The organism is Affinirhizobium capsici, from assembly GCF_977018625.1.
This window is the reverse complement of sequence record NZ_CDRNXD010000002.1, coordinates 5,001-30,813: the sequence shown is the minus strand read 5'-3', so window position 1 is coordinate 30,813 and position 25,813 is coordinate 5,001. Positions and strand designations below refer to the sequence as shown.

General features: G+C 54.0%; 23 protein-coding genes (1 of these 23 running past the window's edge). 13 read left to right on the top strand and 10 right to left on the bottom strand.

Annotated features, from left to right (window positions below):
* Positions 1-6 precede the first annotated feature (6 nt).
* The 3 genes from AC0JZ1_RS00215 to AC0JZ1_RS00205 form a co-directional block, all read right to left on the bottom strand.
* Positions 7-519, bottom strand: coding sequence for a cytochrome b (locus AC0JZ1_RS00215; protein WP_471880432.1), 513 nt, complete (start codon positions 517-519; stop codon positions 7-9).
* A 105-nt stretch (positions 520-624) separates the two neighbouring features.
* A complete protein-coding gene (locus AC0JZ1_RS00210; RefSeq protein ID WP_471880431.1) occupies positions 625-2,010 on the bottom strand; it encodes a lipopolysaccharide biosynthesis protein in 1,386 nt (461 codons plus the stop codon).
* Positions 2,007-3,416 carry a GumC family protein gene (locus AC0JZ1_RS00205; RefSeq protein ID WP_471880430.1) on the bottom strand — a complete coding sequence of 470 codons (1,410 nt, stop codon included), beginning with the start codon at positions 3,414-3,416 and terminating at the stop codon, positions 2,007-2,009. Before AC0JZ1_RS00205 ends, AC0JZ1_RS00210 begins: the two co-directional genes overlap by 4 nt.
* A gap of 152 nt (positions 3,417-3,568) precedes the next feature.
* Between AC0JZ1_RS00205 and AC0JZ1_RS00200 the strand changes: the two genes are divergently transcribed.
* From AC0JZ1_RS00200 to AC0JZ1_RS00190, 3 genes are all read left to right on the top strand, one after another.
* The gene (locus AC0JZ1_RS00200) at positions 3,569-5,113 is read left to right on the top strand and encodes a hypothetical protein (RefSeq protein WP_471880429.1); all 1,545 of its coding nucleotides are present in this window, start codon (positions 3,569-3,571) and stop codon (positions 5,111-5,113) included.
* Between the two features lie 116 nt (positions 5,114-5,229).
* A complete protein-coding gene (locus AC0JZ1_RS00195; protein WP_471880428.1) occupies positions 5,230-6,342 on the top strand; it encodes a glycosyltransferase family 4 protein in 1,113 nt (370 codons plus the stop codon).
* Entirely contained in the window at positions 6,342-7,925 is a 1,584-nt protein-coding gene (locus tag AC0JZ1_RS00190) for a glucosamine inositolphosphorylceramide transferase family protein (RefSeq protein WP_471880427.1), read from the top strand. The genes AC0JZ1_RS00195 and AC0JZ1_RS00190 overlap by 1 nt, the downstream gene beginning before the upstream one ends.
* A gap of 34 nt (positions 7,926-7,959) precedes the next feature.
* Here the strand turns inward: AC0JZ1_RS00190 and AC0JZ1_RS00185 are convergent, their stop codons facing one another.
* Positions 7,960-8,430 (bottom strand): RrF2 family transcriptional regulator, encoded by a 471-nt coding sequence (locus AC0JZ1_RS00185; RefSeq protein ID WP_471880426.1) that lies wholly within the window; start codon positions 8,428-8,430, stop codon positions 7,960-7,962.
* A 115-nt stretch (positions 8,431-8,545) separates the two neighbouring features.
* On the opposite strand from AC0JZ1_RS00185, the gene AC0JZ1_RS00180 reads away from it, so the two are divergent.
* Together AC0JZ1_RS00180 and AC0JZ1_RS00175 are read left to right on the top strand one after the other, a co-directional pair.
* Positions 8,546-9,364, top strand: a complete 819-nt coding sequence (locus tag AC0JZ1_RS00180) for a phosphodiester glycosidase family protein (protein ID WP_471880425.1) — start codon at positions 8,546-8,548, stop codon at positions 9,362-9,364.
* Between the two features lie 59 nt (positions 9,365-9,423).
* Positions 9,424-9,654: a hypothetical protein gene (locus AC0JZ1_RS00175; protein ID WP_471880424.1), complete on the top strand. Its 231-nt coding sequence runs from the start codon at positions 9,424-9,426 to the stop codon at positions 9,652-9,654.
* A gap of 3 nt (positions 9,655-9,657) precedes the next feature.
* On the opposite strand, the gene AC0JZ1_RS00170 is transcribed toward AC0JZ1_RS00175, so the two are convergent.
* Positions 9,658-10,656 carry a LacI family DNA-binding transcriptional regulator gene (locus tag AC0JZ1_RS00170; RefSeq protein WP_471880423.1) on the bottom strand — a complete coding sequence of 333 codons (999 nt, stop codon included), beginning with the start codon at positions 10,654-10,656 and terminating at the stop codon, positions 9,658-9,660.
* 165 nt (positions 10,657-10,821) lie between these two features.
* Here AC0JZ1_RS00170 and AC0JZ1_RS00165 point away from each other — a divergent pair, with 165 nt between their 5' ends.
* The 4 genes from AC0JZ1_RS00165 to AC0JZ1_RS00150 all read left to right on the top strand — a co-directional run bounded on the left by AC0JZ1_RS00165 (position 10,822) and on the right by AC0JZ1_RS00150 (position 14,738).
* On the top strand, positions 10,822-12,408 hold the full coding sequence (locus tag AC0JZ1_RS00165) for a sugar ABC transporter ATP-binding protein (RefSeq protein WP_471880422.1): 1,587 nt from the start codon (positions 10,822-10,824) through the stop codon (positions 12,406-12,408).
* The gene (locus tag AC0JZ1_RS00160; protein WP_471880421.1) at positions 12,405-13,415 is read left to right on the top strand and encodes an ABC transporter permease; all 1,011 of its coding nucleotides are present in this window, start codon (positions 12,405-12,407) and stop codon (positions 13,413-13,415) included. Before AC0JZ1_RS00165 ends, AC0JZ1_RS00160 begins: the two co-directional genes overlap by 4 nt.
* A gap of 67 nt (positions 13,416-13,482) precedes the next feature.
* Positions 13,483-14,430, top strand: a complete 948-nt coding sequence (locus AC0JZ1_RS00155; RefSeq protein WP_471880420.1) for a substrate-binding domain-containing protein — start codon at positions 13,483-13,485, stop codon at positions 14,428-14,430.
* A gap of 185 nt (positions 14,431-14,615) precedes the next feature.
* Positions 14,616-14,738 (top strand): hypothetical protein, encoded by a 123-nt coding sequence (locus AC0JZ1_RS00150; protein WP_471880419.1) that lies wholly within the window; start codon positions 14,616-14,618, stop codon positions 14,736-14,738.
* Between the two features lie 34 nt (positions 14,739-14,772).
* Here the strand turns inward: AC0JZ1_RS00150 and AC0JZ1_RS00145 are convergent, their stop codons facing one another.
* Positions 14,773-16,917 carry a TonB-dependent siderophore receptor gene (locus tag AC0JZ1_RS00145; RefSeq protein WP_471880418.1) on the bottom strand — a complete coding sequence of 715 codons (2,145 nt, stop codon included), beginning with the start codon at positions 16,915-16,917 and terminating at the stop codon, positions 14,773-14,775.
* A 104-nt stretch (positions 16,918-17,021) separates the two neighbouring features.
* On the bottom strand, positions 17,022-17,477 hold the full coding sequence (locus AC0JZ1_RS00140; RefSeq protein ID WP_471880417.1) for a MarR family winged helix-turn-helix transcriptional regulator: 456 nt from the start codon (positions 17,475-17,477) through the stop codon (positions 17,022-17,024).
* Positions 17,478-17,621: 144 nt separating this feature from the next.
* Between AC0JZ1_RS00140 and AC0JZ1_RS00135 the strand changes: the two genes are divergently transcribed.
* Both AC0JZ1_RS00135 and purU read left to right on the top strand, forming a co-directional pair.
* Positions 17,622-18,053 carry an organic hydroperoxide resistance protein gene (locus tag AC0JZ1_RS00135; RefSeq protein ID WP_471880416.1) on the top strand — a complete coding sequence of 144 codons (432 nt, stop codon included), beginning with the start codon at positions 17,622-17,624 and terminating at the stop codon, positions 18,051-18,053.
* A gap of 318 nt (positions 18,054-18,371) precedes the next feature.
* Positions 18,372-19,253: a formyltetrahydrofolate deformylase gene (purU, locus tag AC0JZ1_RS00130; RefSeq protein WP_471880415.1), complete on the top strand. Its 882-nt coding sequence runs from the start codon at positions 18,372-18,374 to the stop codon at positions 19,251-19,253.
* A 63-nt stretch (positions 19,254-19,316) separates the two neighbouring features.
* Here the strand turns inward: purU and AC0JZ1_RS00125 are convergent, their stop codons facing one another.
* Together AC0JZ1_RS00125 and AC0JZ1_RS00120 are read right to left on the bottom strand one after the other, a co-directional pair.
* Entirely contained in the window at positions 19,317-21,587 is a 2,271-nt protein-coding gene (locus AC0JZ1_RS00125; protein WP_471880414.1) for an FdhF/YdeP family oxidoreductase, read from the bottom strand.
* A gap of 147 nt (positions 21,588-21,734) precedes the next feature.
* Positions 21,735-22,679 carry a 2-hydroxyacid dehydrogenase gene (locus AC0JZ1_RS00120; protein WP_471880413.1) on the bottom strand — a complete coding sequence of 315 codons (945 nt, stop codon included), beginning with the start codon at positions 22,677-22,679 and terminating at the stop codon, positions 21,735-21,737.
* Positions 22,680-22,848: 169 nt separating this feature from the next.
* Here AC0JZ1_RS00120 and AC0JZ1_RS00115 point away from each other — a divergent pair, with 169 nt between their 5' ends.
* Positions 22,849-23,703, top strand: a complete 855-nt coding sequence (locus AC0JZ1_RS00115; protein ID WP_471880412.1) for a D-amino-acid transaminase — start codon at positions 22,849-22,851, stop codon at positions 23,701-23,703.
* A 6-nt stretch (positions 23,704-23,709) separates the two neighbouring features.
* Here the strand turns inward: AC0JZ1_RS00115 and AC0JZ1_RS00110 are convergent, their stop codons facing one another.
* Complete coding sequence (locus tag AC0JZ1_RS00110; protein ID WP_471880411.1) at positions 23,710-24,201, bottom strand: MarR family winged helix-turn-helix transcriptional regulator; 492 nt, start codon at positions 24,199-24,201, stop codon at positions 23,710-23,712.
* A gap of 163 nt (positions 24,202-24,364) precedes the next feature.
* Here AC0JZ1_RS00110 and AC0JZ1_RS00105 point away from each other — a divergent pair, with 163 nt between their 5' ends.
* Positions 24,365-25,813, top strand: the 5' portion of a protein-coding gene (locus AC0JZ1_RS00105; protein ID WP_471880887.1) for an AMP-binding protein. It continues 108 nt past the right edge of the window; the window shows 1,449 of its 1,557 coding nt (coding positions 1-1,449); the start codon lies at positions 24,365-24,367; its stop codon lies off the right edge, out of view.

Below are 25,813 nucleotides of genomic sequence, written 5' to 3'. Positions count from 1 at the left end.
CCCCCCTCAAAGCATTTTATACAATGTGTTGTCGCGCTTAACGAGGTGATGAAAAAGGACCCCGGACACATGTAACGCAAACAGCGCGAGAATGATCCACCCTATCCATTCATGGGCGGTCGAAAAAAGCGGCGCAATGTTAGCGTCCTTGCCAATCGGGCTCCAGATCGGTAACAGCCCGAACCACTTAAGCGGAAACCCATGAGCGTTGGTAGCAAGGAAGCCGGAAAGCGGCATCAAAACCAAAGAGGCATAAAGCAGCAGATGGACAGTACGCGCGAGAGCGCCCTCCCAGCCTGATACCTTTGACGGCTGTCTTGAAACTAGCTTGACCAGAGCCCGGACAAGCATGAACCAGAAGACCATGAACCCAAAGGATTCATGTAGAAGATAAAAATCTAGCTTTACGCTTTGATCCGTGAATTTGATGAGATATCCGAGCGGCCATGTCAGTAGGACAAGAAAGCCCACGATCCAGTGCAACGCACGGGCGGGTGCCGAATATTTCACCTGCTCCATTCCCAGCCTCCCATAGCGCCCAGATACGATATGTGTCGCATACGAGCACGTTCCGCAAGTGGATTGGAGCGTAACTGCAGGCACCCTTGAACCAATAGGTTTCGTCTATTGGACTTTGATTTTAAGAAGACGAAAAATTGAAGGATCGAAACCAGCGTACATCGCTGCTTTTGCACGCAGAACAACGGCCTGAGCAAAAAAGCAGATCGCTGTCACCGTTACTGCACCCATCACGCCAAAATGAGGTGCAACGAGAATAACACCGAGAACGCGAATGGGAGTGAAAATCGCGGTGATCGCAAGATATAGCCCCTCATGACCGGTGAGCATTAACGTGATTGCAGAGGTTCTGGCAGCGGCAAGAGCGCATGTTCCAATACAAAGAACCAGAAGCGCCCCGAAATAGTGCACATATTCCGAATTCAGGAAGCCGAGGACGAAATAACCGCCAACCGAAATACCCAGCATTCCGATGACAATGAGGCTCAAGGTAAGCCAGGCGACGTTGTTGAGGGTGCGATCTATTGCCTCAGCATCTTTTCGAAAGAGCAGGCCGGGTAGATGCCTGATCGTGAATATATTGATCGCATCGGCTGCTGCGCCAAACAAATTGGACAGGCGCACCGTAACGAAATATGCCCCTGCCGCTGCCGGGTCTAGAACATAAGAAATGACAATCACATCAACGTACTGATTGACAGCTTCAAGCGCACTGGAGAGCCAGAACTTCGTTGATCGCGCGACCCATGTACGCAACGCATAATTGGCTTTGATCAACGAAAGCTCAGGAAACTTCTGTCTGATTTGCCGAAGGGCCAGCGTGACTTCAATGGAGAGAGATAGTGCGCTTCCCAGTGCCAGGGTTACAAAAAGACCGGCAATGGTGGCTGCTTCACCGGTCAAGAGGCACAAGACGAGATACAAGATGGGCGCGCTGTTGCTCATGATGGTGGTCAGTCCATCGGCTTTGAAAACGCCAAGTTCCGTTCTGACGGCATGCAAAGCAATTTGAAGCCATCCCATCAGGATGAGATAGGCGAGGGCGGCAAAGACCTCTTCATGGCCAATTTGCCCTGGTGTCCAGAGTAAGAACACGGCAGCGGCCAGCAAAGAGCCGATGACCGCGACGCCAGTGGTAAAGAGGATTGCACCCTTCAGGTGCGGTTCGTCGCGGTTCGCGAAAAACTCGCTCCAACTGCGCACGACGAATAGTTCTTGGCCACCGGTCGCGAAAATGTAGAGCAAGCCAGTCGCTGAGAATAAAACCGAGTACTGTCCGAAAGCCTCGGTCGACAGGGATCGTGCCGCGAGCGTAATCAACAGGAAGTTAAGCGCAACCATAACCACTTTTATGCCGACAGCGCCGGACATGCTGACGAGGTCGAAGCGATGCAGCAACCGCCAGATCTTAGCCCTTCGTCCTGTGGCTGCAGTTTCGATTTTGGTGCCCGTCACGTCTGCCGCCTGTTGATCATAGAAAGGAGTGCTCATGCCCTGCGGCGCAGACTGTCTATATTGCCAAGAATGACCAGTGCCAAAGCAATGATGAGGCTGAGGATTGCCAAAACAGGCAGCAGCAGGCTGAGTGGAGGCCGTGTCGATTTCACAGGAACAACTGCTGGAGAAACGACGCGAACATTATCGGTCGGGATGAACGATAGCTCATAGGTGGCCTTGTTGCGGCTGAGAAGCTGTTCATAAATTTCACGATCAGCAGCGGCTTCACGCTCCAATGAAGCCAACTTCACCTTGGTTTGTTCGGTCTTGGCGATGCGCGCGCTCAAGTCATCAATCTGTTTTTGCAACTCTTCCTGCTTCGATACATTGATGTCTCGCTCCGAGCGAAGCTGGCCAACCATTCGTTGCGATTGACGACTTATTTCAGCTGTAACCCCTTGGATCATCCGCTGCGTTTCCTGCAACCTCGGATGCCGCGCCCCCAGATTTTGCATTTGCTGTGCCTTAATCTGTTCCAACTGCGCGAGTTGTCGGCGCAGAAAAGCAAGCTGCTCGCTTTCTTCAGTCCCCTGATTTGTGGAGCGAGTGAGGGTGCCGGTTGAGGCGCTTTCGTTATAACGCGCTTGGGCCTCGCCCGTGGCGTTACGAATGGCAGCCAGTTGCTGCGTAAGATCCGTCAACTGGCGCATCTGTACGGTGTTTTGCTGATCGACATAAACGATATTGTTATCTGCTTTGAAGCGGGCAACAGCCTCTTCAGAGCTATTCAACTTCTGCCGGATGTCCACCAGTCGGTCGGCAAGCGCTTTAGACGCAGCTTCCGTTGCGCTGCTTCTCTGCCCGTTCTGTTGGGCAGCGAATGCATTTGCGACTTCATTGGCAATGCGGGCTGCTTCTTCGCCCGTTGAGCCGAGATAGGAAACGTTGACAAGATAGGTCGCGCCCATGCGCTCGATCACAATCTGTTTGCGTAGCTTGCCTAATAGCTCCAGCTGTTTTGGCGTGCCGGTCCAATCCGCGCCGTCCAGCATGTTCAGCTTGCGCATCAAATCGATGAGGAAACCGTCGGAGCGCACGATTTGCACCATGCTTTCCAGCACGGCGGCATCGCTTCCAATCGCTGGCATTACCTCTTCCTGGAGGGTCACTTTTTGATCACGCGGATCGACGAAGACGATTGCAGAGGCTTTGAAAGGAAAGGATATTGTGAGGAATAAGGCTGTTAGAACGACCATCAAGACGAGGCTGAGCAACAGAATGATGCGCAGGCGACTGACAACGAAGCTTGCGAGTGTAGATACATCGAAATAGCTCTGGTAACGGTACGCAGGCTTTTCGTCCTGATTTGCAGCGGCAGGCATCCAGGCCAGCAAACTGCCTTGTGTGGTCGGCGCAGGTGAAGGTTCGCGCCGTCCACGCGGCCTATCCCAAGCGGACATCCAGTTTCCTCATCGCTTCAGCTCAGTCGAAGAAATACAGATACGCTCGAGAGATAAATCCCGAGTTAACCAATCGGTTATGTGCATATTCTAATTTCTAGTGAAAGAGGGCAGAGAGCATTGCAGCCCTCTAGGAATGAACGGAATCTGGTTTGGATATTGCGGCGTCACCACATGGCGAGAAGGCAGTGCTGCTGCAGCAGCATTTCGGCGCCGCTCTCTCCGGTGCAGGCGCCATTGCCTATGCCGCCTTTATCGTCGCGGTTCCGTTAATAGGTCACATCGTCTCGCCGGTGCTCGGCATTTTGCTCGCTTTCGTTCTGGTTTCGGCCACAGCTATCCTGATGCCTGGAATGACGCTCATCGTCATTCTCTTTTCGTTTATGTTTCAGAACCTGATCGTATCCCTGTTGAGCGGCTACATTGCGTCCGACACCGAGTTCGACATGATCAGGGCATATAATTTCTTCACTGTCTGTATCACTTGGCTCACAGTGGCAGTGCTAACATGCACGCGTTACAGACCCTTGCCGACGATGCTGGTGCGATTCCTGAAATGGACGATGATCGCGCTGGTTTTGGTCGGGTTGTATTTCGTGCTCGGTTTTACGCTTTATGGCATGGCCGCTGTGGTCAACCTGCGCAATGTCGCCATGCCGCTGCTGCTTTTTCAGATCAGCATAACCTTATTGGCCATCCATCCCGTGCGTCTCGGTCCGCCGCTTGCTGGGCTTGGAATGCTTGCCATGATGTGCGGCTTCGTGGAATTCGTCTACCGGGATTTCTGGCTGGAAGTCACCAATTCAGTCTCCTATTGGAATCTGACTGGGGCCGCGAATTGGATGTCTTTGGCGCTTGATAAATCGGCGCGAGAAACCGGCATTGTTGCAACGGGCCTAACCGATACGTTCCGCATCACGTTCTTCAATTCACCCATTTTGGAGGATATCGGCATCCGTGTCATGCGCCTGTTCGGGCCGAACATGCACGCTATCAGCTTCGCTTACAGTGTGGCGCTTTTCGCCATGTTTGCTCTCTTCCGCGGACGTATACTTCAAGCGACGCTTCTGCTTTTGCTGCTGATGCTGTGCAGTGTGAAGGGAGCAGTTTTGACGGTATTCATGGCTTCTGTGAGCTTTTGCGTCTTTTTACTGTTTGGCGGACGCGTGGCACTTGGTCTGCACTGCATCGCGGCTTGCGCTTTTGCAGTGCTTGGCATTGTTGTCGGACGACAGATCGGCGACTTCCACGTCCTAGGGCTCATGTCGGGTCTGCGGGAATTCTTGAGCAATCCACTCGGCCATGGCATTGGGGCTGGCGGTAACTTGTCTCCCTTGTTCGATACGATTGACTGGTCAGAGGCTCAGTCGTTGGGTTACACGCCTTTTCCCGTTGAGAGTTCGGTAGGCGTGCTGCTCTACCAGATGGGCCTTTCCGCAGTGCTTGTTATCGGTTGCTACATCTGGATTGCGCGGCATCTTGTGAAGCTTGCAGATTATACCGGTCATCCCCTTCACGCCGGTCTCGGCTTTGCCATCCTGTGGGTTGTGACCAACGGCCTTTTTCAGGAGGAAGCCTATTTTGCACCCTTGGCGCTTGCCTCTCTTCTGGCTTTCGCAGGCGTGGTGTTGGGAGCTGCAATACAATCTGGCGCTTTGGATGCACCAAGCTCCGCGATGAAGCAAAATGTGCGTTAAAGCTAAATTTCAGCTTTGACTGCAATAAGGCAAGCTCAAGTGTCGCGTGACAAGCAAAGTTTGGGTAGATGCAAAAGCCAGTCGCCAACCGAAGTCGCCCTAGAAAATTGTTATTTGTGCAAACGCAAGCTGAACTTGCCGGGGCACAGGAAATTTCCCGACTTCTCGGCGAGCGGTTGAGTGGCTACACGACAGAGGCTGGGCCAGAATTTGAGGTGCATCACCTCTTCCTCTATCGGAAAACCGCGGGCTGTGACGAGTTCCCGAATGCGCATTTCGCAGCAGAGCGAGCACCCAAGACACCTTTGGAGATTGCGAAATTCATCTGGAACACTGTTCGCTTGATCCGCAACATCAAGCCGGACGTTCTTCTGCCCTTTCAGCATTACGGTAATATTGTTACCGCGCCGATTGGACGGCTTTTGAAGGTGCCGCGCATTATTGCCAATCATGTCTCAGCACCAGCGACAATCAAGCCATTCGTTCGGCAAATTGACAAATGGCTCGGTCTTTTAGGCACGTACGATGCAATGACTGTCAATTCAAAGGCAACCCTACGAGATTATCAGACACACCCAGCGCGATACAGACAGCGCTTGGTTTACATCGAGCATGGGTTTGCGACGAGACACTCCACCTTAACCAAAGCTGAGGCACGGCAGAAGTTTCAATTGCCGACACCTGGAACCCTGATCGGTACAGTTGCTCGCCTGCATCCACTGAAGCGAATTGAGCTTGCCATTGCCACTCTGCCCTTGCTGCCTGGCCTCCATCTCGCGATTGCGGGGCAGGGGCCAGATAAGGAGCGTTTGCAGGCGCAGGCGCAGCGCCTTCATGTGGCTGAGCGTGTTCACTTTTCCGGCGAAATGAATGCTGCCCGGATCGGAGATTTCCTGCGTTGTCTTGATGTATTCGTCTTTCCAAGCGCTGCGGAAACCTTTGGACTTGCAGCGGTGGAGGCTGCACAGGCGGGCGTGCCGACGATTTGTAGCCCATTGCCAGTCTTGAAAGAGGTTTTGGCTGTCGATGGCGTCTCTTGCGCTGAGTTTGTTGATGTAACCGATTCAAGAGTTTTCGCCGAGCGAATACAGCAATTGTTGCGCGATCCCGGGAGATACGCAGCCCTGTCGGAAGCAGGGCGGCTGCTCTCTGCCCGCTACTCGCTGGAAACGATGGTCGACAGCTACCGGCACCTTATCCTCGGCGATAAGTCTCCGGAGGTCCAGTGATGGAAGGCCTCCCCAGGGTACAAGGCCGTATCGCCATTATGATCGAGCGGGCTGTGTTGTCTCGTTGGGTCTTGGCGCTCCGCGATTATCTTATTGCCAGCGGCGCGACTGAGGTTCTGATTTTCGGCTGCGATGGATCGGGGCGGGATCGCAGCCTTCAACTTCTGCTGGATTTGGAAAGGCTGGTTCTCGGGCGTGGTCGCGTTGATAGCTGGACTGAGATTATCGACACCAAGAGTATTTCTCTATGCGATAAGGCCGATTTGAATCACGCGGAAATCGTGCTTGATTTACGATCTGCCGGTGAACAGCTTGAGGGCCGTTTCCGAGTACTACAACCACGTTTCAATGGTGCGCGAGGGGAACAGGGGCTTTCAGCGGCCCTCTTTTTCCACGGAACGCCAGAGATCTCTGTTGTAGAGGTTTCTGAAGACGGTAGAGAGACTGTTTGTTCTTGTGGCTGTGCGTCATTGGAAGCCGCAGATGGGCATGCCGGTGCCATGGAAGCCGTGTGGTCACGCACCATGCTTCTGCTCGCGAAATCCGTCCAAACCAGAGCGACGAGAACAGGCTATTCTTCGGTCGAAGTTGGGTCCTTGCCTGCTCCAAGATCTATCTCAGCCTCAAAAATTGCGCTTCGCACCACGAAGAGTGTGGCTGCCGCCGCAGCCAAGGCACTTTATAAGCTATGCTGTGACGCGCCTTACTGGCGGGTGGGCTGGCGATTTAGCGAAGAGAATAATGATGTGCTGGCCCGGCATGACCTCGGGGGAGAGCGCTGGAGCATTTTACCGGCGCTAGCGGGGCGATTTTTGGCTGACCCGGTACCGATAGTTTGGCAAGGGAAAACCTGCCTTTTCGTGGAGGAGCTGCCGTACAAGACGAACAAAGGCATCATCTCGTACTGCATCTTTAACGAAAACGGCCAACCGGGACCCCTTATGCCTGTTCTGGAGGAGGCTTGGCACCTTTCCTACCCCTTTCTGTGGCAGGAGGGAGATCAACTCTACATGATCCCCGAATCATCCCTGAGCGGAAAGGTAACGCTATACCGCGCCGTGGATTTTCCGCTCCACTGGGAGGCATGCGCCACCCTTATAGAGGGCGTGGAAGCTGCCGATGTGACGCTGACACGTCATGCAGGACGTCTGTGGATGTTTGCCGTGGTGCGTCCCGCCTTTGGTGGATACTCTGATACGCTCGCTATCTGGTCATCCGATGATCTCTTCGGCCCATGGCTTCCCCATCCCCACAATCCCATCCTTGTTGACGATCGATTTGCCCGACCTGCCGGAAACCTCATCCAACGAAATGGGCAGCTATTCCGTCCTGTACAGGATTGTCGGAATGGGTATGGCACTGGCCTGAACCTGATGAAGGTGGACCGTTTGGACGAGGTCGGATTTTCCCAGAGCCTTATCAGCTCCTTGAGGCCAGGTGGTTCGGATTGGCCGGGTCACAAGCTGCACACGCTCAACCGCGCTGGGAAGCTTGAAGTGATTGATGGCAGCGCTATTCATCCGCGCAATCCGCTAGCGAACAGATTTGCAGAAAGGTATTTCCGCCCAAAGGGTGCGGCGTAGTTTCGTTTTATGCGCGCAGTATGGTCCGCTGCATCTACCCATCATGTTGGGCGAAAAACACTTCGGAATTTTTCGGCAATGCGCCTGCTGCGCCTTTTCTGGCGAATTCCTGCAATGTCATATTGTCGAGAATTGTCGCCATTGCGTCGCGAACATCTGTCATAGCAGCACGCACCTGACAATCTTCTGGATGCTCGCAATCTTCGCAAGGCTCGAACGCTGTTTTACTGGCGCAACGAATGGGCGCAAGCGGTCCGTCAAGAACACGAATTGCCTCCCCTATGTAGATGTCCTGAGCTGATTTTGACAGCGCGTACCCACCGCCCGGCCCCTTTTTGGAGCGCAAAAGGCCAGCATTGCGAAGCTCAAGCAGAATGGTATCGAGGAACTTCTTCGAAATATTATTCTTCGTTGCAATATCCGCAACAAATGCCGTTTGGCCGCTCTCCAACTGTGCAAGATGGATGAGCGCCTTCAGGCCGTATTTTCCTTTTTTTGTGAGCATATTGGCTTGCTTTTTCGGTTCGGCACCACAATGCGCGTATAAGATACAAGCATTGCGCGCCGCAAGGGTTCGGGCGCTTATAGGCTGTGAAACTGCGATTTCAAAGGGGGGAAGAATGAGACAAAATCTCTGGTGGCAGATTGTCGTACTATTTCTTCTAATTGAAACGTATCCTGGCTTCACGCATGCAGCAGCCGAGGAGGAACGGGACGAGGTTTGTCAGGCCCTTGTTGTTGAGGGCAATCGCTACACCCATTGCCGCGTCCCCTTGCCAAGTGGTGGTTTGGGTTTGGCCTGGCGTGACCCGAAGGGCGAAAGTTTCAGAGACTTTTCCCGGTTGGCGGATGATCTGGCGGGACGAGATCGAAAGCTCGTTTTTGCTCTGAACGCTGGCATGTATGACGCTAACTTTTCGCCCGTTGGTCTCTACGTCGAGGAGGGCAAAGTGCTGACACCACTTAATCTTCGCAAAGTTGAAGGTGGTGGCGGGGCAGTTCCGAATTTCTACAAACAGCCGAATGGCGTATTTTATTTGACAGCGAAAGGGGCAGGCATCTTGTCGACGGGGCAATTTGCCGCGACCAAACCGGACGTGGTTTTTGCGACCCAATCAGGTCCCATGCTGGTGATCGACGGTAAGATAAATTCCATCTTTATTTCCAATTCAACCGACAAGCGCAGGCGCAGCGGCGTGGGGGTGTGCGAAGGCAATCAGGTGAGCTTCCTGGTGAGCGACGATGCGGTAAATTTCGCTGATTTCGCCTCTGTGTTTCAGACGGCGCTTCACTGCCCAAACGCACTTTTCCTGGATGGAGGCCGGGGAGCGGGTTTGTTTGAGAGTACAACGGGGCGAAGCGATACGTCTGGCCATGGCGGCTATGGGCCGATGATCGTTTATTCCAATCGGCAGACAGACCTGAGCAAGGAGCCTTGAAAGAAGCTGGAACCCTAATGAACTTCCCAGGTTTGACAACTAACCAAGGGAGAACTCAGATGTCTCACTCAAAGAGCAATGTTGAAGCTGATGCCAAAGGCCAGTTCGCTCAATCACAGGCTGATCCGAAGGCGTCCGGCGTTGCAAGCGCAAAGCCCACCGTAATCACCGGATCAGAGGATGGAACGGCTCATAAAATTCCGCCCGGGCAGAAAGGGCCGGATAAGGAGATTCCGGTTCATCATGATCCAAGCGAGATGAACGAAGGCTCGTTTCGCGGATCACGTTGAGCATCAGCTCACAGAGCCTCTTACAATGAGGTCTGGCAGGATCAAAAGCTCCTGAGGCGGAGCTTGGTGATCCTCCAGGCTTGCCAGCAGCAGTGACATGGCTTTTTTGCCAATCGTGCTACGGGGTTGCCTGATCGTCGTGAGCGCGGGTTTAACATACGTCGCCTGCGGAATGTCATCAAAACCAATGACCGAAAATTCGCGCGGAACGTCGTAGCCGCGTGCAATCAAGCCGTTAACAACGCCAATGGCAGTTGCGTCGTTCACGCACATAAAGGCAGTCGGCAAAGTATCGCGCATGAATAGCTGCTCCATACCCAAACGTCCGCTTTCGGTTGTCCCATCGCCGCCAAGAATCATTCTTTGCTGAGAGGGAATACGAGCGGCATCCATCGCGGCCTCATAGCCTTGGCGACGCCTTTGATAGGCAAGGCGGGTCTTGCTATCTCCGATGAAGGCAATTCGGCGATGCCCTGCCGCCAGCAGATGTTCCGCCGCCTTTCGGCCACCCGCCTGATCGTCCACGCCCACAAAAGACAAGCTGCTGTTGAACATAGGCTCGAACACGGCCACTGCGGGCGGCAAACGTTCAATCGTTGCATCCTCGCCAAACGGTTGATGGCCTGTAAAAAGAACAAGGCCAGCTGCCTGACCGGAGCTGACAAATTTTAAGTATTCAAGCGCCCGATCCGCATCGTTTTGCGTATGCCCGATCAGCACACCGTAGCCATTGGCGCGAGCCTCGTTTTCCAATCCAATCAGGATCGACGAAAAATTCGGGTCGCTGATATCGGGCGCCAAAACCAGAATCATGTTGGAGCGGCCCATACGGAGCGAACGGGCCATTGCATTCGTGGTGTAGCCGGTGATGGCGATAGCCTGGTTCACCCGCTGCCGCGTCGATTTTGCAACCTTCTCGGGATAGTGAATTGCACGACTGACAGTTGCGATAGACACTTCTGCAAGACGCGCCACATCTTCAATTGTTGCAGGACTTGTCATCGCTTGCTGGGTTCCATCCGTTTCCCACCCTTATAGCGCAAGTTTGTGCCAACGGAACTGCTTCAACAAAAATCGGATATATAACGATGTAAACCTTTACATCACTCATGTAAAGGTTTACATACTGCTCATATAAGGCGGTTGAGGAGCCGTCGGGAGGGCATTATGAGCGGGGTTACTGACGGTGCGCAAGCGCCTGTTCTTGCGGCTGAGCGCGTTTCCAAATCATTTGGTGAAGTTCAGGTCCTCTTCAGCGTGGATTTTGAAGTTCAGCCCGGAGAAGTTCACGCCCTCATGGGTGAGAACGGGGCGGGTAAGTCAACGCTCGTCAAAATCCTTTCCGGCTTTGAACAACCTACGTCTGGGCGAATTTTGTTGGACGGCTCACCCGTCACTATGCCCGCGAACGGTGCAGCTGAAGCATTGGGCGTTGTCCTGATCCATCAGGAGTTCAACCTCGCCGACCACCTGACAGTCAGTGAAAGTTTGTTTCTGGGCCGTGAAATTACGCGGTTTGGAATTTTGGACAAGCGCCTAATGAAGCGCAAAACCCGGCTGATCCTCGATCAGCTTGGCACGCCGATCCATGAAGATGCGCTTATTAGCTCTCTCACTGTCGCTGAAAAGCAGATGGTGGAGATCGCCAAGGCGATATCGAGAGAAGCCCGCGTTATTTTTATGGATGAACCGACTGCCGTTCTTTCCCGCCAGGAAACCGATATTCTGTTTGCCCAAGTGCGGCGGTTGCGCGCTACGGGTACAAGTTTCGTATTCGTTTCGCATAAACTTGACGAGGTCATGGAGCTCACCGATCGGGTTACGGTGTTGCGAGACGGCCAATGGGTGAAGACAGCGCCCACAAAGCTTCTGGACGGCGAAGCCATCGCGCAGCTCATGGTGGGTCGCGAATTGTCCACCCTCTACCCTTCCAAGCACGAGCCGAATGTCGATGAAGAGGTTGTTCTTTCTGTCGAAGGTTTGACCACGGGCTATGTCAAGGATGCAAGCTTCGAGCTGCGTCGTGGGGAGGTCTTGGGCTTTTCCGGCTTGATCGGGTCCGGACGTACCGAACTGATGGAAGCAGTCGCAGGTTTAAAGCCTAGACTTTCCGGCGCGGTGCAAATTCGTGGACGCTCGATTTCCTCGTCTGACTTTCACGCCGCGGCTCAACAGGGTCTTGCCTATATGACCAAGGATCGCAAAGGCTGCGGTTTGCTGCTTGGTGAAGGCATGGCGGTGAACCTGACGCTGCAATCCATCGGGCAGCACGTGCGCCATGGTTATCTCGATACGCGCAGTGAAGCTCAGGCAGTACAAAGAGCCAGGCGCCGCTTCGATATTCGTGTGAGGGACGAGAATGTTCGGGCAGGGCGCATGTCTGGCGGAAATCAGCAGAAGCTGCTTCTGGCCAAGATCATGGAGCTTGAACCCGGCATCATCATCATCGATGAGCCGACGCGCGGTATCGACGTTGGAACCAAGCAGCAAATCTATCACTTCATTGCAGCACTCGCACGTGAGGGGCGGTCGATCATCGTCGTCTCTTCCGAGATGACGGAGATCATCGGCCTGTGCACCCGCGTCGCCGTGATGCGTGAGGGGCGCATTGTGGGCATGCTGGAAGGTGAGGACGTGAATGAGCAAGTAATCATGCGCTATGCAGCAGGATTAAGCAAAGCCGCAACTACGCCGATAGCAGCAGGGACGCAGACAAAAATGATGCATTCGGCAGCAGGGAAGAGGGGATCATGACCGTGGAAACCGAGTTCACTCCGCAGGTGAGAAGACAGCGGAGCTGGCGGGAAATCGACCTTCGGGCAGTCGCGCCTTTTGCGGCACTTGCTCTGCTCTTGATTATCGGAGCGCTGGTCAATCCGAACTTCATCAGCATTGCCAATCTGGCCAATGTCGCGACCCGGTCTGCCTTTATAGCCATTATCGCCGTTGGCGCGACTTTCGTGATTTCAGCCGGCGATCTCGACTTGTCGGTTGGCTCAATGGTCGCCTTTGTCGCCAGTCTCATGATCCTCTTTATGAATTCCGGCGCTATTGCCGATCCTTCGCTCATGCTGGCGGCGGCAGTGGCGTTAACGGTTATCGTCGGTTCGCTCTGTGGTCTTGCAAATGGGTTGATCACCACGGTTGGGCGGATCGAACCCTTTATCGCTACGCTTGGAACGATGGGAATCTATCGCGGCTTGACGACCTGGCTTTCGCAGGGCGGGGCAATCACCTTAAAATCCGCCGAGCAGCAAACGCTTTATCGACCCGTCTATTTTGGCTCCATCCTTGGCGTTCCGGTTCCAATTCTGGTCATCCTAGCGGTGACGCTTGTGGCGGCATTCATTCTTTATCGCACACGCTACGGGCGCCATGTCACGGCCGTCGGTTCAAACCGTGATGTCGCGCGCTACTCCGGCATCGGTGTGGACCGCGTGCGCATGATTGCCTTCGTTATCCAAGGCCTTTGTGTTGCGATTGCTGTGCTTCTTTATGTGCCGCGCCTAGGCTCCACTTCGGCCACCACTGGCATTCTCTGGGAACTTCAGGCCATTACCGCTGTCGTTGTCGGTGGAACAGCGTTGAAGGGTGGCGCAGGTCGTGTGTGGGGCACAATTTGCGGAGCTTTCATCCTGGAACTGGTCGGCAATATCATGCTGCTGTCCAATTTCATTTCCGAATATCTGATCGGCGCCATCCAGGGCACGATCATCATCGTTGCCATGCTCGTACAGCGGTCGCTGGCGCGCAGAAGCTGACCTGCCGGGCCTGAGGGTCGCCCGGCGCAGGTAAAATCAAGACCTTTCGCATCATTGGGAGGATGACATGAAAAAGGCATTTGGGCTCGCCATCGCCGTGGCGGGAATGCTGGGGGCTGCTCAGGCCCTGGCGCAAGATACAAAAACCATCGGTGTTTCCATTCCGGCGGCAGATCACGGTTGGACGGCGGGTGTGGTCTATCACGCCAATCGCGTAGCGGACCTGCTAATGAAGGAGCATCCGGGCCTCAAGGTCGTGGTGAAGACCTCACCAGACCCGGCAACGCAAGCAAATGCGATTCAGGACCTGGAGATACAAGGCATCGATGCGCTTGTCATTCTGCCGACTGACCCAGATCCGCTGGTCAACGCGATCAAGGAAGTGAAGGGGAAGGGCACCTTCGTCTCCATCGTGGATCGTGCGCCTTCCAGCAACGACAATTCGGTTCGCGACCTCTACGTCGCGGGCAATAATCCAGCGCTTGGAGAAGTCGCCGGACAATATATAAAGGCCAATACGCCGGAAGCACAGGTCGTGGTCATCCGTGGTCTACCGATCCCGATTGACCAGCAGCGTCAGGATGGTTTCGACAAGGGTATTGCAGGTTCGAAGGTGAAGGTTCTCGATCGCCAGTTCGGCAACTGGAACCGTGACGACGCTTTCCGGGTGATGCAGGACTATCTAACCAAATACCCGAAGATCGATGTTGTCTGGTGCCAGGACGACGACATGGCTGTGGGCGTTCTGCAGGCTATCGAACAGGCAAAGCGAACGGATATCAAGTATGTCATCGGTGGCGCAGGCTCAAAGGACATGATCAAGAAGGTCATGGACGGCGACAAGATGGTGCCGGTCAATGTGCTCTATCCGCCATCAATGGTCGGCACGGCCATGGAACTGACGGCTGCCGCCATTTACGATCAGGTTCCAGTTCACGGCACCTACACGCTCGATGCGACCTTGATCACCAAGGACAACTCCAAGAACTACTACTTCCCCGAGTCGCCTTTCTAAGGTGACTGACTGCCCGTCCCGCTTTCTCAGGCGGGGCGGGATTTTTCAACATTTGCTTTTCGAGCATTTCATTTCATACGCCGGGTTGAATGAGGTTCTGGGACACTCTAAATTGCGCCGCATGAGGAAGAGTTGAATGCCATCGTTCTCTCTTCCGCTGAATTAGCAGAGTTATCGACAAGGACATGACGGTGAGAAAAGGTATTTTCGGACTTCTCCTCGTTCTCGTAGCGCTATCCGTCATCTTCAGCATCGTAGGCGTTTTGTCTGTCTGGAATCCCGGCGATTTGTTCGCCTATGGCAGCTGAAAAGGGACCGCTTTCGCGATCCCACTCGCTTTCATCAGAAGGTCGTGCCCACGCGAAGCATGACGCTTCTCGGTTCACCGTAAAAATTGAAGACTGACGTGCCGCCAACCCGCTCATAGTAGGTCTTGTCGAAGGCATTGGATACGGTCAGGCTTGCTGTCACATGCTCATTAAACTTATAGCCCGCCTGTAGATCCACCACTGCATAGCCCGGCGCTTCTATGGTTGTCGCACCCCCAGCGGCAGTCCGCGCCACGTTCTTGAATGAACTGAAGACCTTCACGCCACCGCCGATGAAGAAGCCGTCCAGCGCGGCGAAGCGGTCATCGAAGGTATATTTGGTCCAGAGCTGCACCATATGCTCAGGTGTATAGAATTCCGAACCCGCTGCCCGGTTGGTGTTTTTGTAAGATGTGTCGGTATAGGTGTAAGCAGCAGTCGCTTCCCAACGGTCAAGAATGGTGCCAGATAGCTCCATTTCCACGCCTTGCAGGTTGGCCTCGCCATTTGCGATGGAAAAGCCAGTATTGCTGGGATCGGCTACAGCGCGGTTCTTATCCTGGAGATTGAAATAGGCAAGCGTTGCATTCGCATCGTCGAGGAGTTCTGCCTTCAAACCAACCTCGTATTGGCGTCCGCTGCGCGGATTGAGCATATTGCCGTTCACGTCAGTGACATTTTGCGGCTGAAAGATTTCCGTGTAGCTACCATAGGCCGAAAGCCAGCTGTTAAGATCGTAGATGATGCCAGCATAGGGCGTGAATTCGCTATCCTCGCTGATTTTGCTGGAACCGCTTTTGGCATCGTACCAGCTGAACCGGCCCCCTCCGATAAGGGTCAACTGATCGAGAGGTTTGATGCGCCATTGGCCATAAAGACCGAACTGATCGCTCTGCGCCTTCGTTGCGGTTCCCCAATTGACGGTGGGCCTGCGCACTGCTGTATTCCAGTCGCTCAGTCGTTGCGCACCGGCAATCGTCCCACGTGGTGAATAAAGGGTGCTATCGGTACCGCGAACATCAACGCCTGCGATGATATTATTCTCCAGCCCCATCAACTCGAAGGGGCGGCTAATATGTGCATCGATGGCATATGAATCTTCCGAATAGTCGCGCCCCAGCCATGCGGTGCCGCTCGGCACCACACCGAAAGCATTGGCAGGTCCGGCTGCGTAGGCATACAGAGCGTTCACATCAACCTTTGAGTAGAGCGCGGAAATCTTCGCATGGCCACCATCATCGAAGCGATGTTCCACTTCGGCCAGATAGTTCGTAACCTTATTGTCGAAGCGGTTCCAATCAGCCCCCGTAAAGGTAGAACGATCGAGATCGAGCAGTGTGCCGTTGGCAAGGGTGGGAAGGCCATTAAAGGGCTTGATGTGACGTGCCGTATGACTGACGGAAAGGGTTGCAGTGGTGTTGTCGGTGATATCTGCCTGAATGGTTCCGTAAAACAGACCGACCTTGTTCCATGTGCCATCGACAAAGCCATCCTTTGCTGAGAGTGCACCCACCAATCGCCCGCGAACTTCGCCGCCTTCGGTCAAAGGCCCTGTGATGTCGCCTTCGATGCGTTTGTTATCGAAGGAACCATAGATGGTGTCTACACTTGCCCGGTATTCATCCGAGGCTTGCTTCAACCTCATATTGATGGCGCCAGCCGGTTCGCCGGTGCCGCCGAAGAGGCCGGAGGGTCCCCGTAGAATTTCCACATGATCGACAATCGCCATATCCGGTTGGGTGCCGTTTATGCTTGAGAGAGGCGTCGGCAGGCCATTGAGATAGAGAGAGTCGAATTCGAAGCCGCGAGAATAGAGGCTTGAGCGCCCATCGTCGTTGGAAAGAACTACGACACCCGGCGTTTTCTTCAGGGCGGTATCGAGCGAGGTAAAGTTGCCGTCTTTCAAGCGCTCCCGTGTGAGCACTGTGGTTGATTGCGGAATCTCTCTCGGTGAGCGCGTATCCTTATCGCCCACACTGATCATATCGGTCGTATAGCTATCGGTGGTATCAGTTTGATAAGTGGAGCCCTGCACGAGAACTTCTGGCAAGACAGTCGTTTGCTCACCTTGTTGGGCCGTCGCTGACACGGGGACTTGAACGAGGCAGGTTGATGCGACAAGCAGAGCAAGCCTGCGCGCGCCGTGCATTCGTGTTGGCTTGGCACCGAATATTTTCATAGAAATCTCCACAAGTCTCACCCCTCAACCGGCGTCTGTAAGTGGAGTTTCTAAATCATATTTTAGATGAAAAACAAGAGAGGCGCGCTCATGTTTTCATGCTACTATTTCTGATTGGGAGGCAGTGGGGCTGTCGAAGCTGTGAGATTGGCCGTCAGTTGATTGACAGTGGATAGCGTTTCAGCGGCAGTTTCAGTGTCCATAGCTAGGGCGTTAGACACGCATTCGAGTGCTGTAGCGGATTTTGACTCGAGGGCGCGACCTTCTTCGGTCAATGAAATATCCACGCGACGTTCGTCATCTGCCCGGCGCGCCTTCGTCACAAGCCCCATTGCGCTCAGGCGTTTGACAAGTGGAGTGACCGTCCCTGAGTCCAAGCCAAGTTTCTCAGAGAGTTCGCCCACAGAAAGGCTTCCCTCCCGCCAAAGAAGGCGCATAGCGAGAAATTGCGGATACGTGAGGCCCAAAGGCTCTAGCGCGATCCTATAGACGCGGTTGAAAGCTTGCTCGGCCTTATAGATGGCAAAGCAAAGCATCTGGTCCAGCCCGTCCGGAGCCAAGATTTTGTCCGCTTGTTTCATAGGGAAAATATAGTTGGCGCACAATTTAATTGCAAGGCATTGACATGACGTCGGCAGCTACATAGATTGTGCACAATAGAATTGCGGAAGAGAGAAATTCCGCCTACCCTGAGGAGAAGACCTATGTCTGTTGATGCAAAGTACAAGACCAGTGCAACTGCTTCTGGCGGTGGACGCGACGGCAAGACTTCGCTTGCGGATGGCACGCTGGAGCTGCAGCTGGTGGTTCCAAAGGAACTCGGTGGCCCGGGCGGCGACGGTGCAAATCCGGAAAAGCTGTTCGCTCTTGGCTACTCCGCTTGCTATCTCGGTGCACTTCGCGTCGGCGCGCAGCAGTTGAAGACCAAGGTTCCAGACGGCTCAACCGTGAACGCGACGGTTGGAATTGGCCCGCGTTCAGAAGGTGGCTTTGGCATTACGGCTGAATTGGAAGTTTACCTGCCCGGCATGGATGAGGCAGAAGCCCAAAAGCTTGTCGAAATCACGCATGGCATCTGCCCCTATTCGAACGCTATTAAAGCTAGCGTTGACGTTCCGACCAAGGTTCGCACTTGATCGATTTGGACGATCTCAATCATTGGAAGGCTGGCTGCGCTGTGGCCAGCCTTCTTTCAATTATGGGCTCTTACCAAAACTGGCGTGATTGCACTCTGCCTTGCCGATATCTGGATAAGGCGCCACCCTTTTCCCGAATAGCATCGAAAGCATAGGGCAGGAGCCGGAAGGGGAGCATTGGACACGCCACATCAAGTGTCGTTTGTTGTTTCCTTCGCCGAAGTCTCCTCAAGCTCTCGACAAGTCTGTGTCTCCACGCCAAAAGGCGGACGGCACCCTGGTGTTCATAGCTGACTTTGCGTTTGAAGGAATTGCGCGATGAATTACGTCCTCACCGTAACCTGTCCAACTGCCCGTGGCATTGTTGCCGCGCTTTCGGGTTACCTTGCGGAAAAGGGTTGCAACATCGTCGACTCTTCCCAGTTCGATGATTTTGATACCGGCCGCTTCTTCATGCGCGTTTCGTTTATTTCAGAGCAAGGTGTTGATCGTGACACCCTTGCCGAGGGCTTGAAACCCGTTGCAGAAGCATTTCACATGCAGGCTGAAATTCACGATTCTGCTGAGCGCATGAAAGTGCTGCTGATGGTTTCGCGTTTTGGCCACTGCCTGAACGATCTGCTTTACCGCTGGAAGATCGGTGCTCTGCCCATCGATATCGTTGGTGTCGTCTCCAACCATTTCGATTATCAGAAAGTCGTGGTGAACCATGACATTCCCTTCCACCACATCAAGGTGACAAAGGAAAACAAGCCCCGCGCTGAAGCCCAGTTGCTGGACCTGGTTGAGCAGACCGGCACGGAGCTTGTCGTGCTTGCGCGCTACATGCAGGTTCTATCTGACGATCTCTGCAAAAAGATGTCTGGTAAGATCATCAACATTCACCACTCATTCCTGCCGAGCTTCAAGGGAGCAAATCCTTATAAGCAGGCCTATCAGCGCGGCGTAAAGCTGATTGGTGCAACCGCCCATTACGTGACTGCGGACCTGGATGAAGGCCCGATCATCGAGCAGGATACGGTACGCATCACCCATGCCCAGTCGCCGGATGATTATGTTTCGCTTGGACGCGATGTTGAGGCACAGGTGCTGGCGCGGGCGATTCATGCGCACATCCACCACCGCACATTTATCAACGGTAACCGCACAATCGTTTTCCCGCCGAGCCCGGGTAGCTACGCTTCCGAGCGTATGGGTTGAACGGCAAGGGGAGCCATGGCGTTGGCCATTGCTCCCGTCACGACCATGCCGGACCTGTTTTGGTTACGTCACGATCTTCACTGGCACGGCTTTCGATGCTGGTGTCTTGGAAGCCTGGTCATGATGATCGAGAGGAATAAGCGGATTTAGCTCAGGGTAATAACCGCCCAGGCATCCATCAGGCAAATCGAATGGTGTGACTGTTAAACCGCCAACATAGCGCTTGCGCCCATCCCCTGCGTCGGATGCGAGACCAACAACCTGACCTGCATGCAAGCCAGCGGCGTCGATTTCCTTCGGGCTCATCAACAGCACGCTGCGTGTCCCTTCGATACCACGAAGCCGGTCGCTGTAGCCGTAAACCGTCGTATTGAACTGGTCATTGCTTCTCAAGGTAATGAGACGATAGCGACCAGGCGCCTCCTCAAATCCATGAGCCGATAACTGCTTGGGAACGGTGAATTCAGCCCGACCACTCTCTGTTTTCCAGATTCGCTCACGGGCGCTATTGCCGCGATAGAAACCGCCTGGCGTGAAGACGCGCTTGTTGAAGTCGTGAAATTGATCCGGATAGGTTTGCTCGATCAGGTCGCGGACCTTGCTGTAATCGCCCACCCATTCATCCCAACGTACATTGGGATTAGGCAACAAGGTTGCTTTTGCCATGCCCGCAACGATCGCAAGTTCGGATTTCAGATGTTCGCTGGCTGGCTTTCGCCGCGCGATTGAGCCGTGAATGCAGCTGAAGGTATCTTCGATGGTTACAATCTGCGAGCCGCTTTCCTGAAGATCCTCTTCGGACCGTCCCAGGCAGGGTAGAAGATAGGCAACTTCACCATTAAACAAATGGCTGCGATTGAGCTTGGTGGCAATTTGAACCGTCAGGCGCATTTTCTGCCATGCAGCTTCCATGGCTTCCTGTTCTGGTATGGCGCGAACAAAGTTTCCACCAAGGCCGATGAAAGCCTTGACGCTTCCATCCAGAATGCCGTGGCAGGCATCGACAGTGTTGAGACCTTTTTCGCGTGGTGCGGAAAAACCAAACATCGCTTCCAGCTTGTCGAGAGGAACGAGTTCCGGCTTTTCCGAAATGCCGACGGTGCGCTGACCCTGCACATTCGAGTGACCGCGAACGGGGGAGATGCCTGTCCCATCCCGGCCAATGTTTCCTTTCATCAGGAGGAGATTGACGAACATGCCGATATTATCGAAGCCATGCACCTGCTGTGTGAGGCCCATGCCGTAGATGCCGATGACACGCTCTGCCTCGACATAAACCTGGCCTGCCTCTTCCAGGGCCAATCGCGTGAGGCCTGAATGTGCCTCAATCTCATCCCAGGACGTTCCTCGAACCAGTTGCTCAAAGCTGTCAAAATCATGCGTATGCTGCTTGATGAAGTCTCGGTCGAGAACATGCCTTCCTTCTGCCTGTGCTTCATCGTCTTTTGCCAGCACATGCTTGCAGAGACCCATGAGGGCGGCGATATCCCCGCCTGCCTTGACCTGCAGATAGTAGCTGGAGATCTTCGTTTCGTGGCGGGTCAGCATTTCGGTTGGGCTTTGAGGATTGATCATGGCCTCAAGCCCGCGTTCACGCACGGGATTGAAGGTGACAATCCGACAACCACGCTTTACCGCATCCTGAAGGGGGTGGAGGAAGCGAGGGCTGTTTGAACCCGTATTTTGCCCAAAGAAGAAGATTGCATCACAGGTGGAAAAGTCATCATAGATCGAGGTGCCAACTGGAGCGCCAATGACCTTCTTAAGCGCAACCGATGTGGTTTCGTGGCACATGTTGGAGCTGTCTGGCAGGTTATTATGACCGTAGAGCCGTCCGAACAGCGCGTAGAGGTAGGAGGTTTCCAGACTGGCGCGACCAGAGGCGTAGAAAATCGCGCTCTTTGGGTCGAGCGCTTTTAATTCTCTGCCAATGCCCTCGAAAGCCTCATCCCAGGAGCATGGGACATACTGATCGGACTCGTGATCGAAGCGCATCGGATGGGTAAGGCGACCAGTCTGCTCCAGATCGTAGTCACTCCACTCCTTCAATTCGGTTGCAGTGTGTTTAGAGAAAAACTCTGGTGTGCAGCGTCGCGTGGTCAGTTCCCACAGCGTCGCCTTCGCACCGTTTTCGCAAAATTCGAAAGCGTTGTGGTTGGCGGGCTTTGTCCATGCGCATGATGTGCACATAAAGCCACCCGGTTTGTTTTGCTGCGAAAGGGTTTCAAGCACACCCGGTGTTGGCCATTCCTTGCCAAAGATACGGGTGATGCCGCGAAGCGAGCCCCAACCGCCCGCAGGCCCTTCGTATTTTACAGTGTCCTGATCGGCCATGGCGCACCTCCGTATGAGTATCGAGAAATGGGCAGCGGTCGCAGGTGAAGGACGCAACCTTCTTCCCTTTCGAGGCCTGCTAAGCCGCACCCTTTTCCCGGCAACTCAAGTGGACACACTTGGTTCCATGGAGTTCGTCAGTTGCGGTCAATAGCCGCGGGAGGGCTGGATGGTTTTCGGCAGCAAACCGGTCTTTCGCCAAAGAGCAACGTTTGTCGCCACGATAGATGCTGCACTTTCATGCGTTGTGGGGGCGGAAATATGCGGGAGAACCGTGATACGTGGGTGACTCCAGAGAGGGGAGGCCTGCGGCAAGGGCTCTTGCTCGAAAACATCAAGGACCGCATGGTCAATGTGTCCCGCGTTCAGATGATCAACAAGTGCAGCGTGATCAATGATTGCTCCGCGCGCAAAGTTTATGATGGAGGCGCCTTGAGGCATCACGGACAACCGTTGACGATTAAGCAGGTGCCGTGTTGCCGGTGTCAGGGGCAGAAGGCAGATGGTGATGTCGCTTGTTGACAGAAGCTTCGTTAAGCCGTCTTCGCCAGTCAATGCCTCGACGCCTGGCAGCGATTTTGGGCTGGCGCTCCAGCCCTGAACAGTAAATCCCGCTTCCAGCAATTTGCGTGCACATTCCTTGCCGAGTTCTCCCAATCCAAGCAAGCCGATCTGAAGCGTGGAGGGGTGACGATAAGGTCGCGGCTTCCATTCGCTGAGGGCCTGCTGTTGGCGATAGGCTGGCATGTCGCGTTGCAAATAATAGGTCCAGGCAAGCACGGCCTCAGCCATCACGCGCGCCAATTCAGGATCAACCAGACGAACGATGGGCGGTGCGGCAGGGCCGAGTTCCGTGACCAAACGTTCTACACCTGCCCAAAGGCTGTGAATCCAGGTGAGGGATGAAAGCTGCGCGACTTCGACTGGATCGGGATTGGCAACGATTGCCAGCTCTATGCGTGCTTTAAGCTCAGGATTAAGTTGTCTGAAGGAGATGATGGTTTCCGCAGGCATGCGTTGCCGCAAGACTTCCAGCCATTCCAGCTCTTCTTGCTCATTTAGCCGGGAAACAAACGCAATCGGGTTCTGCATGAGTGATTTCTCCATTTCTGCTGCTTTGTTCCAGCCGTGACTGCACGCGTCAAGGCAGACGGGGAACATCTAATTGGCCTCTTCATTGCCCGAATCATGTAGTTGCTAAATGTGGGATCGTCTGGCGGTCTCACGCGGTTGTCCGCCCTTTGCAGATATGGAGAACAAAATGTCCCGCATCGTCTACGTTAACGGCAAATGGGTTCCTGAAGAACAGGCTCAGGTGTCTGTATTCGACCGGGGGTTTCTGTTTGCCGATGCTATTTACGAGGTCACCGCTGTGATTGGCCGCAAGCTCATAGATTATCCTGGCCATGTGGCACGGCTCAAGCGCTCGCTGGAATCTCTGGGCATTTCGGCTCCGGTGACTGAAGCCGAGCTTCTAGCGCTCCACAGGGAAATTATTGCGCGCAATGATCTCGATAGTGGCCTGATCTATCTGCAAATTACCCGTGGAGAGGCTGATCGCGATTTTCTCTACGCTTCTGATATGAAGCCGAGCATTGTCATGTTCACCCAGCGAAAGAACATTCTTGATAACCCGAAGTGGAAAACGGGGCTTGCCGCAAAGACAATGCCGGAAGGCCGTTGGGCGAACCGACAGATCAAAACCGTGCAATTGCTCTACTCCTCCATGATGAAGATGGAGGCTGTTCGGGCGGGTGCGGATGATGCGTTTCTCGTTGAGGACGGCTTCATTACCGAAGCCAGTTCGTCAAACGTGCACATTGTGACGAAAGACGGAAACCTCGTAACGCGGCATCTAACCAATGCCCTCCTTCATGGTATCACACGCGCTTCGGTGCTAAAACTTGCACGCGAGGCGGCGCTAACCGTCGAGGAGCGCGCTTTCACGGTGGAGGAAGCGCGTAATGCAGCAGAGGTGTTCATTACTTCCGCCGGCGCCTTTGTTACGCCCGTCGTCAAGGTAGACGACTCAATAATCGGCGACGGAACGCCCGGCCCAGTTTCTCGCAAGCTATTAGACATCTATATTGAAGATCGCCTGGCAAGCGCGATTTAAATCCCATCAACCGCGTCGCTTATAAAGCCGCGTCAACATATCTACCAGCGAGGCACATTCTGCCTCGCTAAGAACCGAGCAAAACTCTTTCTCGTGCTGCTCAATAATTTGATGCACCTCGCTCAACACGTGCCTCCCATGATCCGTCAGGCGTATCTCATGTCTGCGGCGGTCTGTCTGGGAAGCTTTTCTCTCGATCAGGTTCTTCGCCATCAACCGCTTGATGACGCCCATCATGGTAGCGCGATCCATCGATAGAACTTGCGCGACGTCACCCTGGGATGCTCCAGGATTTGCGGCGATCAATTCGAGCGTCGCGAGCTGCTTCTGTGTCAGGTCAAAAGCCCCCATGTTCATCGCAAAATCTCTGTGCAATGCAACATGAGCCATTCGAAGATTGTAGCCAACCAAGCCTTTGAGCCAGTTTGAATCGAGCGACGGTAAATCGTGTGATGCCATCGGATAGATTGTGTCGTTTGCATCGTTATTTAGGGGCATCCATCATTCCATGCGAAGAAGCAGATCACAGCGGTCACTTGTGATTGTAAGCGAAACAAGCAGTGAGCACCATCCGTGAGACTTGCCTTCCGCCAAGTTAGATTGTAAGTGTTGCATACAATGATCGTGGAGGCGATCACAATCGGAGGAGGCAAGGATGTCTATGTTCAGTGGGGATCTTTCTGCGCAGCATTATTCTGAAACGTTATTGGCGAGAGATCCGGTATCGTATCGCGCAAAGATCTCTCCAACGCGCATCGCCGCCCATTCTTTGGTGAACGGCCAGTCAATTACTTATCGCGCGATGGACGAGCGGATAGGTCGTTGCGCATCTGTATTGAAGACTTTGCTAGGTGATGATCTTCCCGGAACTACGGTCGCTGCCCTTGGCCGTAATAGCATTGATCAACTCGTTCTCGCCTTTGCCTGTCAAAGAGTAAACTGCATATTCGTGCCGTTAAATTGGCGCTTAGGTGCAGTGGAATTGACTGACATTGTCACTGATTGCAATGCGAAACTGCTGGTTTATGAAGATGAGTTTAATACCGTCACGGCTGAAATCGTAAAAATACGGACCGGACTGGCGGCGATTACCTACCTCGGGGAGGATAATTCGCTCGAACTGCTGATCAAGGCCGCACAACCCGCTACGCCATTGCCTGCAACTGGCGAAGAACCTGCCATTCTTTTATATACATCCGGCACCACAGGCGCTCCGAAGGGCGTGATCCTCACGCGGGCTAATCTTTTTTACTCCGCCTATAATTTTTCCGTAGTAGGCGAGGTGGCACCGGGGGCCGTTACGTTCTGCGATTTGCCCTTCTTCCACACGATAGGTCTCGTTGCGATTGCGCGGACGACGTTGATGATGGGCGGCACGCTGGTTGTGTCGGATCGCTTTCTTCCCGAGCGCACGATCGAGTGTTTAAATAACGAGGATCTCGCAGTCACCCATTATTTTGCTGTGCCACAGATGGCGACCATCCTGCGCGATCAGCCAGGATATTCAGGGCAACGGATGAAGCGATTGAAGGCGATCTTTATCGGAGGGGCGCCTTTGCCACCTCCTTTGGTGGAAGCCTATCTCGCGGATGGCGTTGCTCTCGTGAATGGCTACGGCATGAGCGAAGCTGGTACCGTTCTACATATGCCAATTGATCATCAAGCGATATCCACCCGTCACGGCAGTGTAGGCTTCCCTGCACCACTCATCGACGTGAAGATCGTCAGGAGTGAGGGTGGCGATGTGAAGCCAGGTGAAGTGGGCGAACTTTGGATTCGTGGTCCATCTATTTCCAAGGGCTATTGGAACAAGCCCGATCAAACGGCTGCTGCATTTGTAGATGGCTGGTTCCGCACAGGTGATTTGGTTCGCTGCGATGACGATGGTTTCCACATCATCGCTGACCGCCTCAAAGACATGTACATCAGTGGCGGAGAGAATGTGTATCCGGCAGAAGTCGAAGCCGCATTGTTGAGCCACGAAGGTGTGGCAGAAGTCGCAGTGGTTGGCGTCGCAGATGAAAAATGGGGTGAGGTTGGCGTTGCATATGTTGTTGCACGCGACGCCAGCTCCTTGACTGAAGAGGCCCTTCTCACCCACTGCCGCAGC

Bases quoted from the DNA above. Each gene is read 5' to 3' on its own strand.
- AC0JZ1_RS00215 (WP_471880432.1), bottom strand. From the start codon at position 519: ATGGAGCAGGTGAAATATTCGGCACCCGCCCGTGCGTTGCACTGGATC.
- AC0JZ1_RS00210 (WP_471880431.1), bottom strand. From the start codon at position 2,010: ATGAGCACTCCTTTCTATGATCAACAGGCGGCAGACGTGACGGGCACC.
- AC0JZ1_RS00205 (WP_471880430.1), bottom strand. From the start codon at position 3,416: ATGTCCGCTTGGGATAGGCCGCGTGGACGGCGCGAACCTTCACCTGCG.
- AC0JZ1_RS00190 (WP_471880427.1), top strand. From the start codon at position 6,342: ATGGAAGGCCTCCCCAGGGTACAAGGCCGTATCGCCATTATGATCGAG.
- AC0JZ1_RS00185 (WP_471880426.1), bottom strand. From the start codon at position 8,430: ATGCTCACAAAAAAAGGAAAATACGGCCTGAAGGCGCTCATCCATCTT.
- AC0JZ1_RS00180 (WP_471880425.1), top strand. From the start codon at position 8,546: ATGAGACAAAATCTCTGGTGGCAGATTGTCGTACTATTTCTTCTAATT.
- AC0JZ1_RS00175 (WP_471880424.1), top strand. From the start codon at position 9,424: ATGTCTCACTCAAAGAGCAATGTTGAAGCTGATGCCAAAGGCCAGTTC.
- AC0JZ1_RS00170 (WP_471880423.1), bottom strand. From the start codon at position 10,656: ATGACAAGTCCTGCAACAATTGAAGATGTGGCGCGTCTTGCAGAAGTG.
- AC0JZ1_RS00165 (WP_471880422.1), top strand. From the start codon at position 10,822: ATGAGCGGGGTTACTGACGGTGCGCAAGCGCCTGTTCTTGCGGCTGAG.
- AC0JZ1_RS00160 (WP_471880421.1), top strand. From the start codon at position 12,405: ATGACCGTGGAAACCGAGTTCACTCCGCAGGTGAGAAGACAGCGGAGC.
- AC0JZ1_RS00155 (WP_471880420.1), top strand. From the start codon at position 13,483: ATGAAAAAGGCATTTGGGCTCGCCATCGCCGTGGCGGGAATGCTGGGG.
- AC0JZ1_RS00150 (WP_471880419.1), top strand. From the start codon at position 14,616: ATGACGGTGAGAAAAGGTATTTTCGGACTTCTCCTCGTTCTCGTAGCG.
- AC0JZ1_RS00145 (WP_471880418.1), bottom strand. From the start codon at position 16,917: ATGAAAATATTCGGTGCCAAGCCAACACGAATGCACGGCGCGCGCAGG.
- AC0JZ1_RS00135 (WP_471880416.1), top strand. From the start codon at position 17,622: ATGTCTGTTGATGCAAAGTACAAGACCAGTGCAACTGCTTCTGGCGGT.
- purU (WP_471880415.1), top strand. From the start codon at position 18,372: ATGAATTACGTCCTCACCGTAACCTGTCCAACTGCCCGTGGCATTGTT.
- AC0JZ1_RS00125 (WP_471880414.1), bottom strand. From the start codon at position 21,587: ATGGCCGATCAGGACACTGTAAAATACGAAGGGCCTGCGGGCGGTTGG.
- AC0JZ1_RS00120 (WP_471880413.1), bottom strand. From the start codon at position 22,679: ATGCAGAACCCGATTGCGTTTGTTTCCCGGCTAAATGAGCAAGAAGAG.
- AC0JZ1_RS00115 (WP_471880412.1), top strand. From the start codon at position 22,849: ATGTCCCGCATCGTCTACGTTAACGGCAAATGGGTTCCTGAAGAACAG.
- AC0JZ1_RS00110 (WP_471880411.1), bottom strand. From the start codon at position 24,201: ATGCCCCTAAATAACGATGCAAACGACACAATCTATCCGATGGCATCA.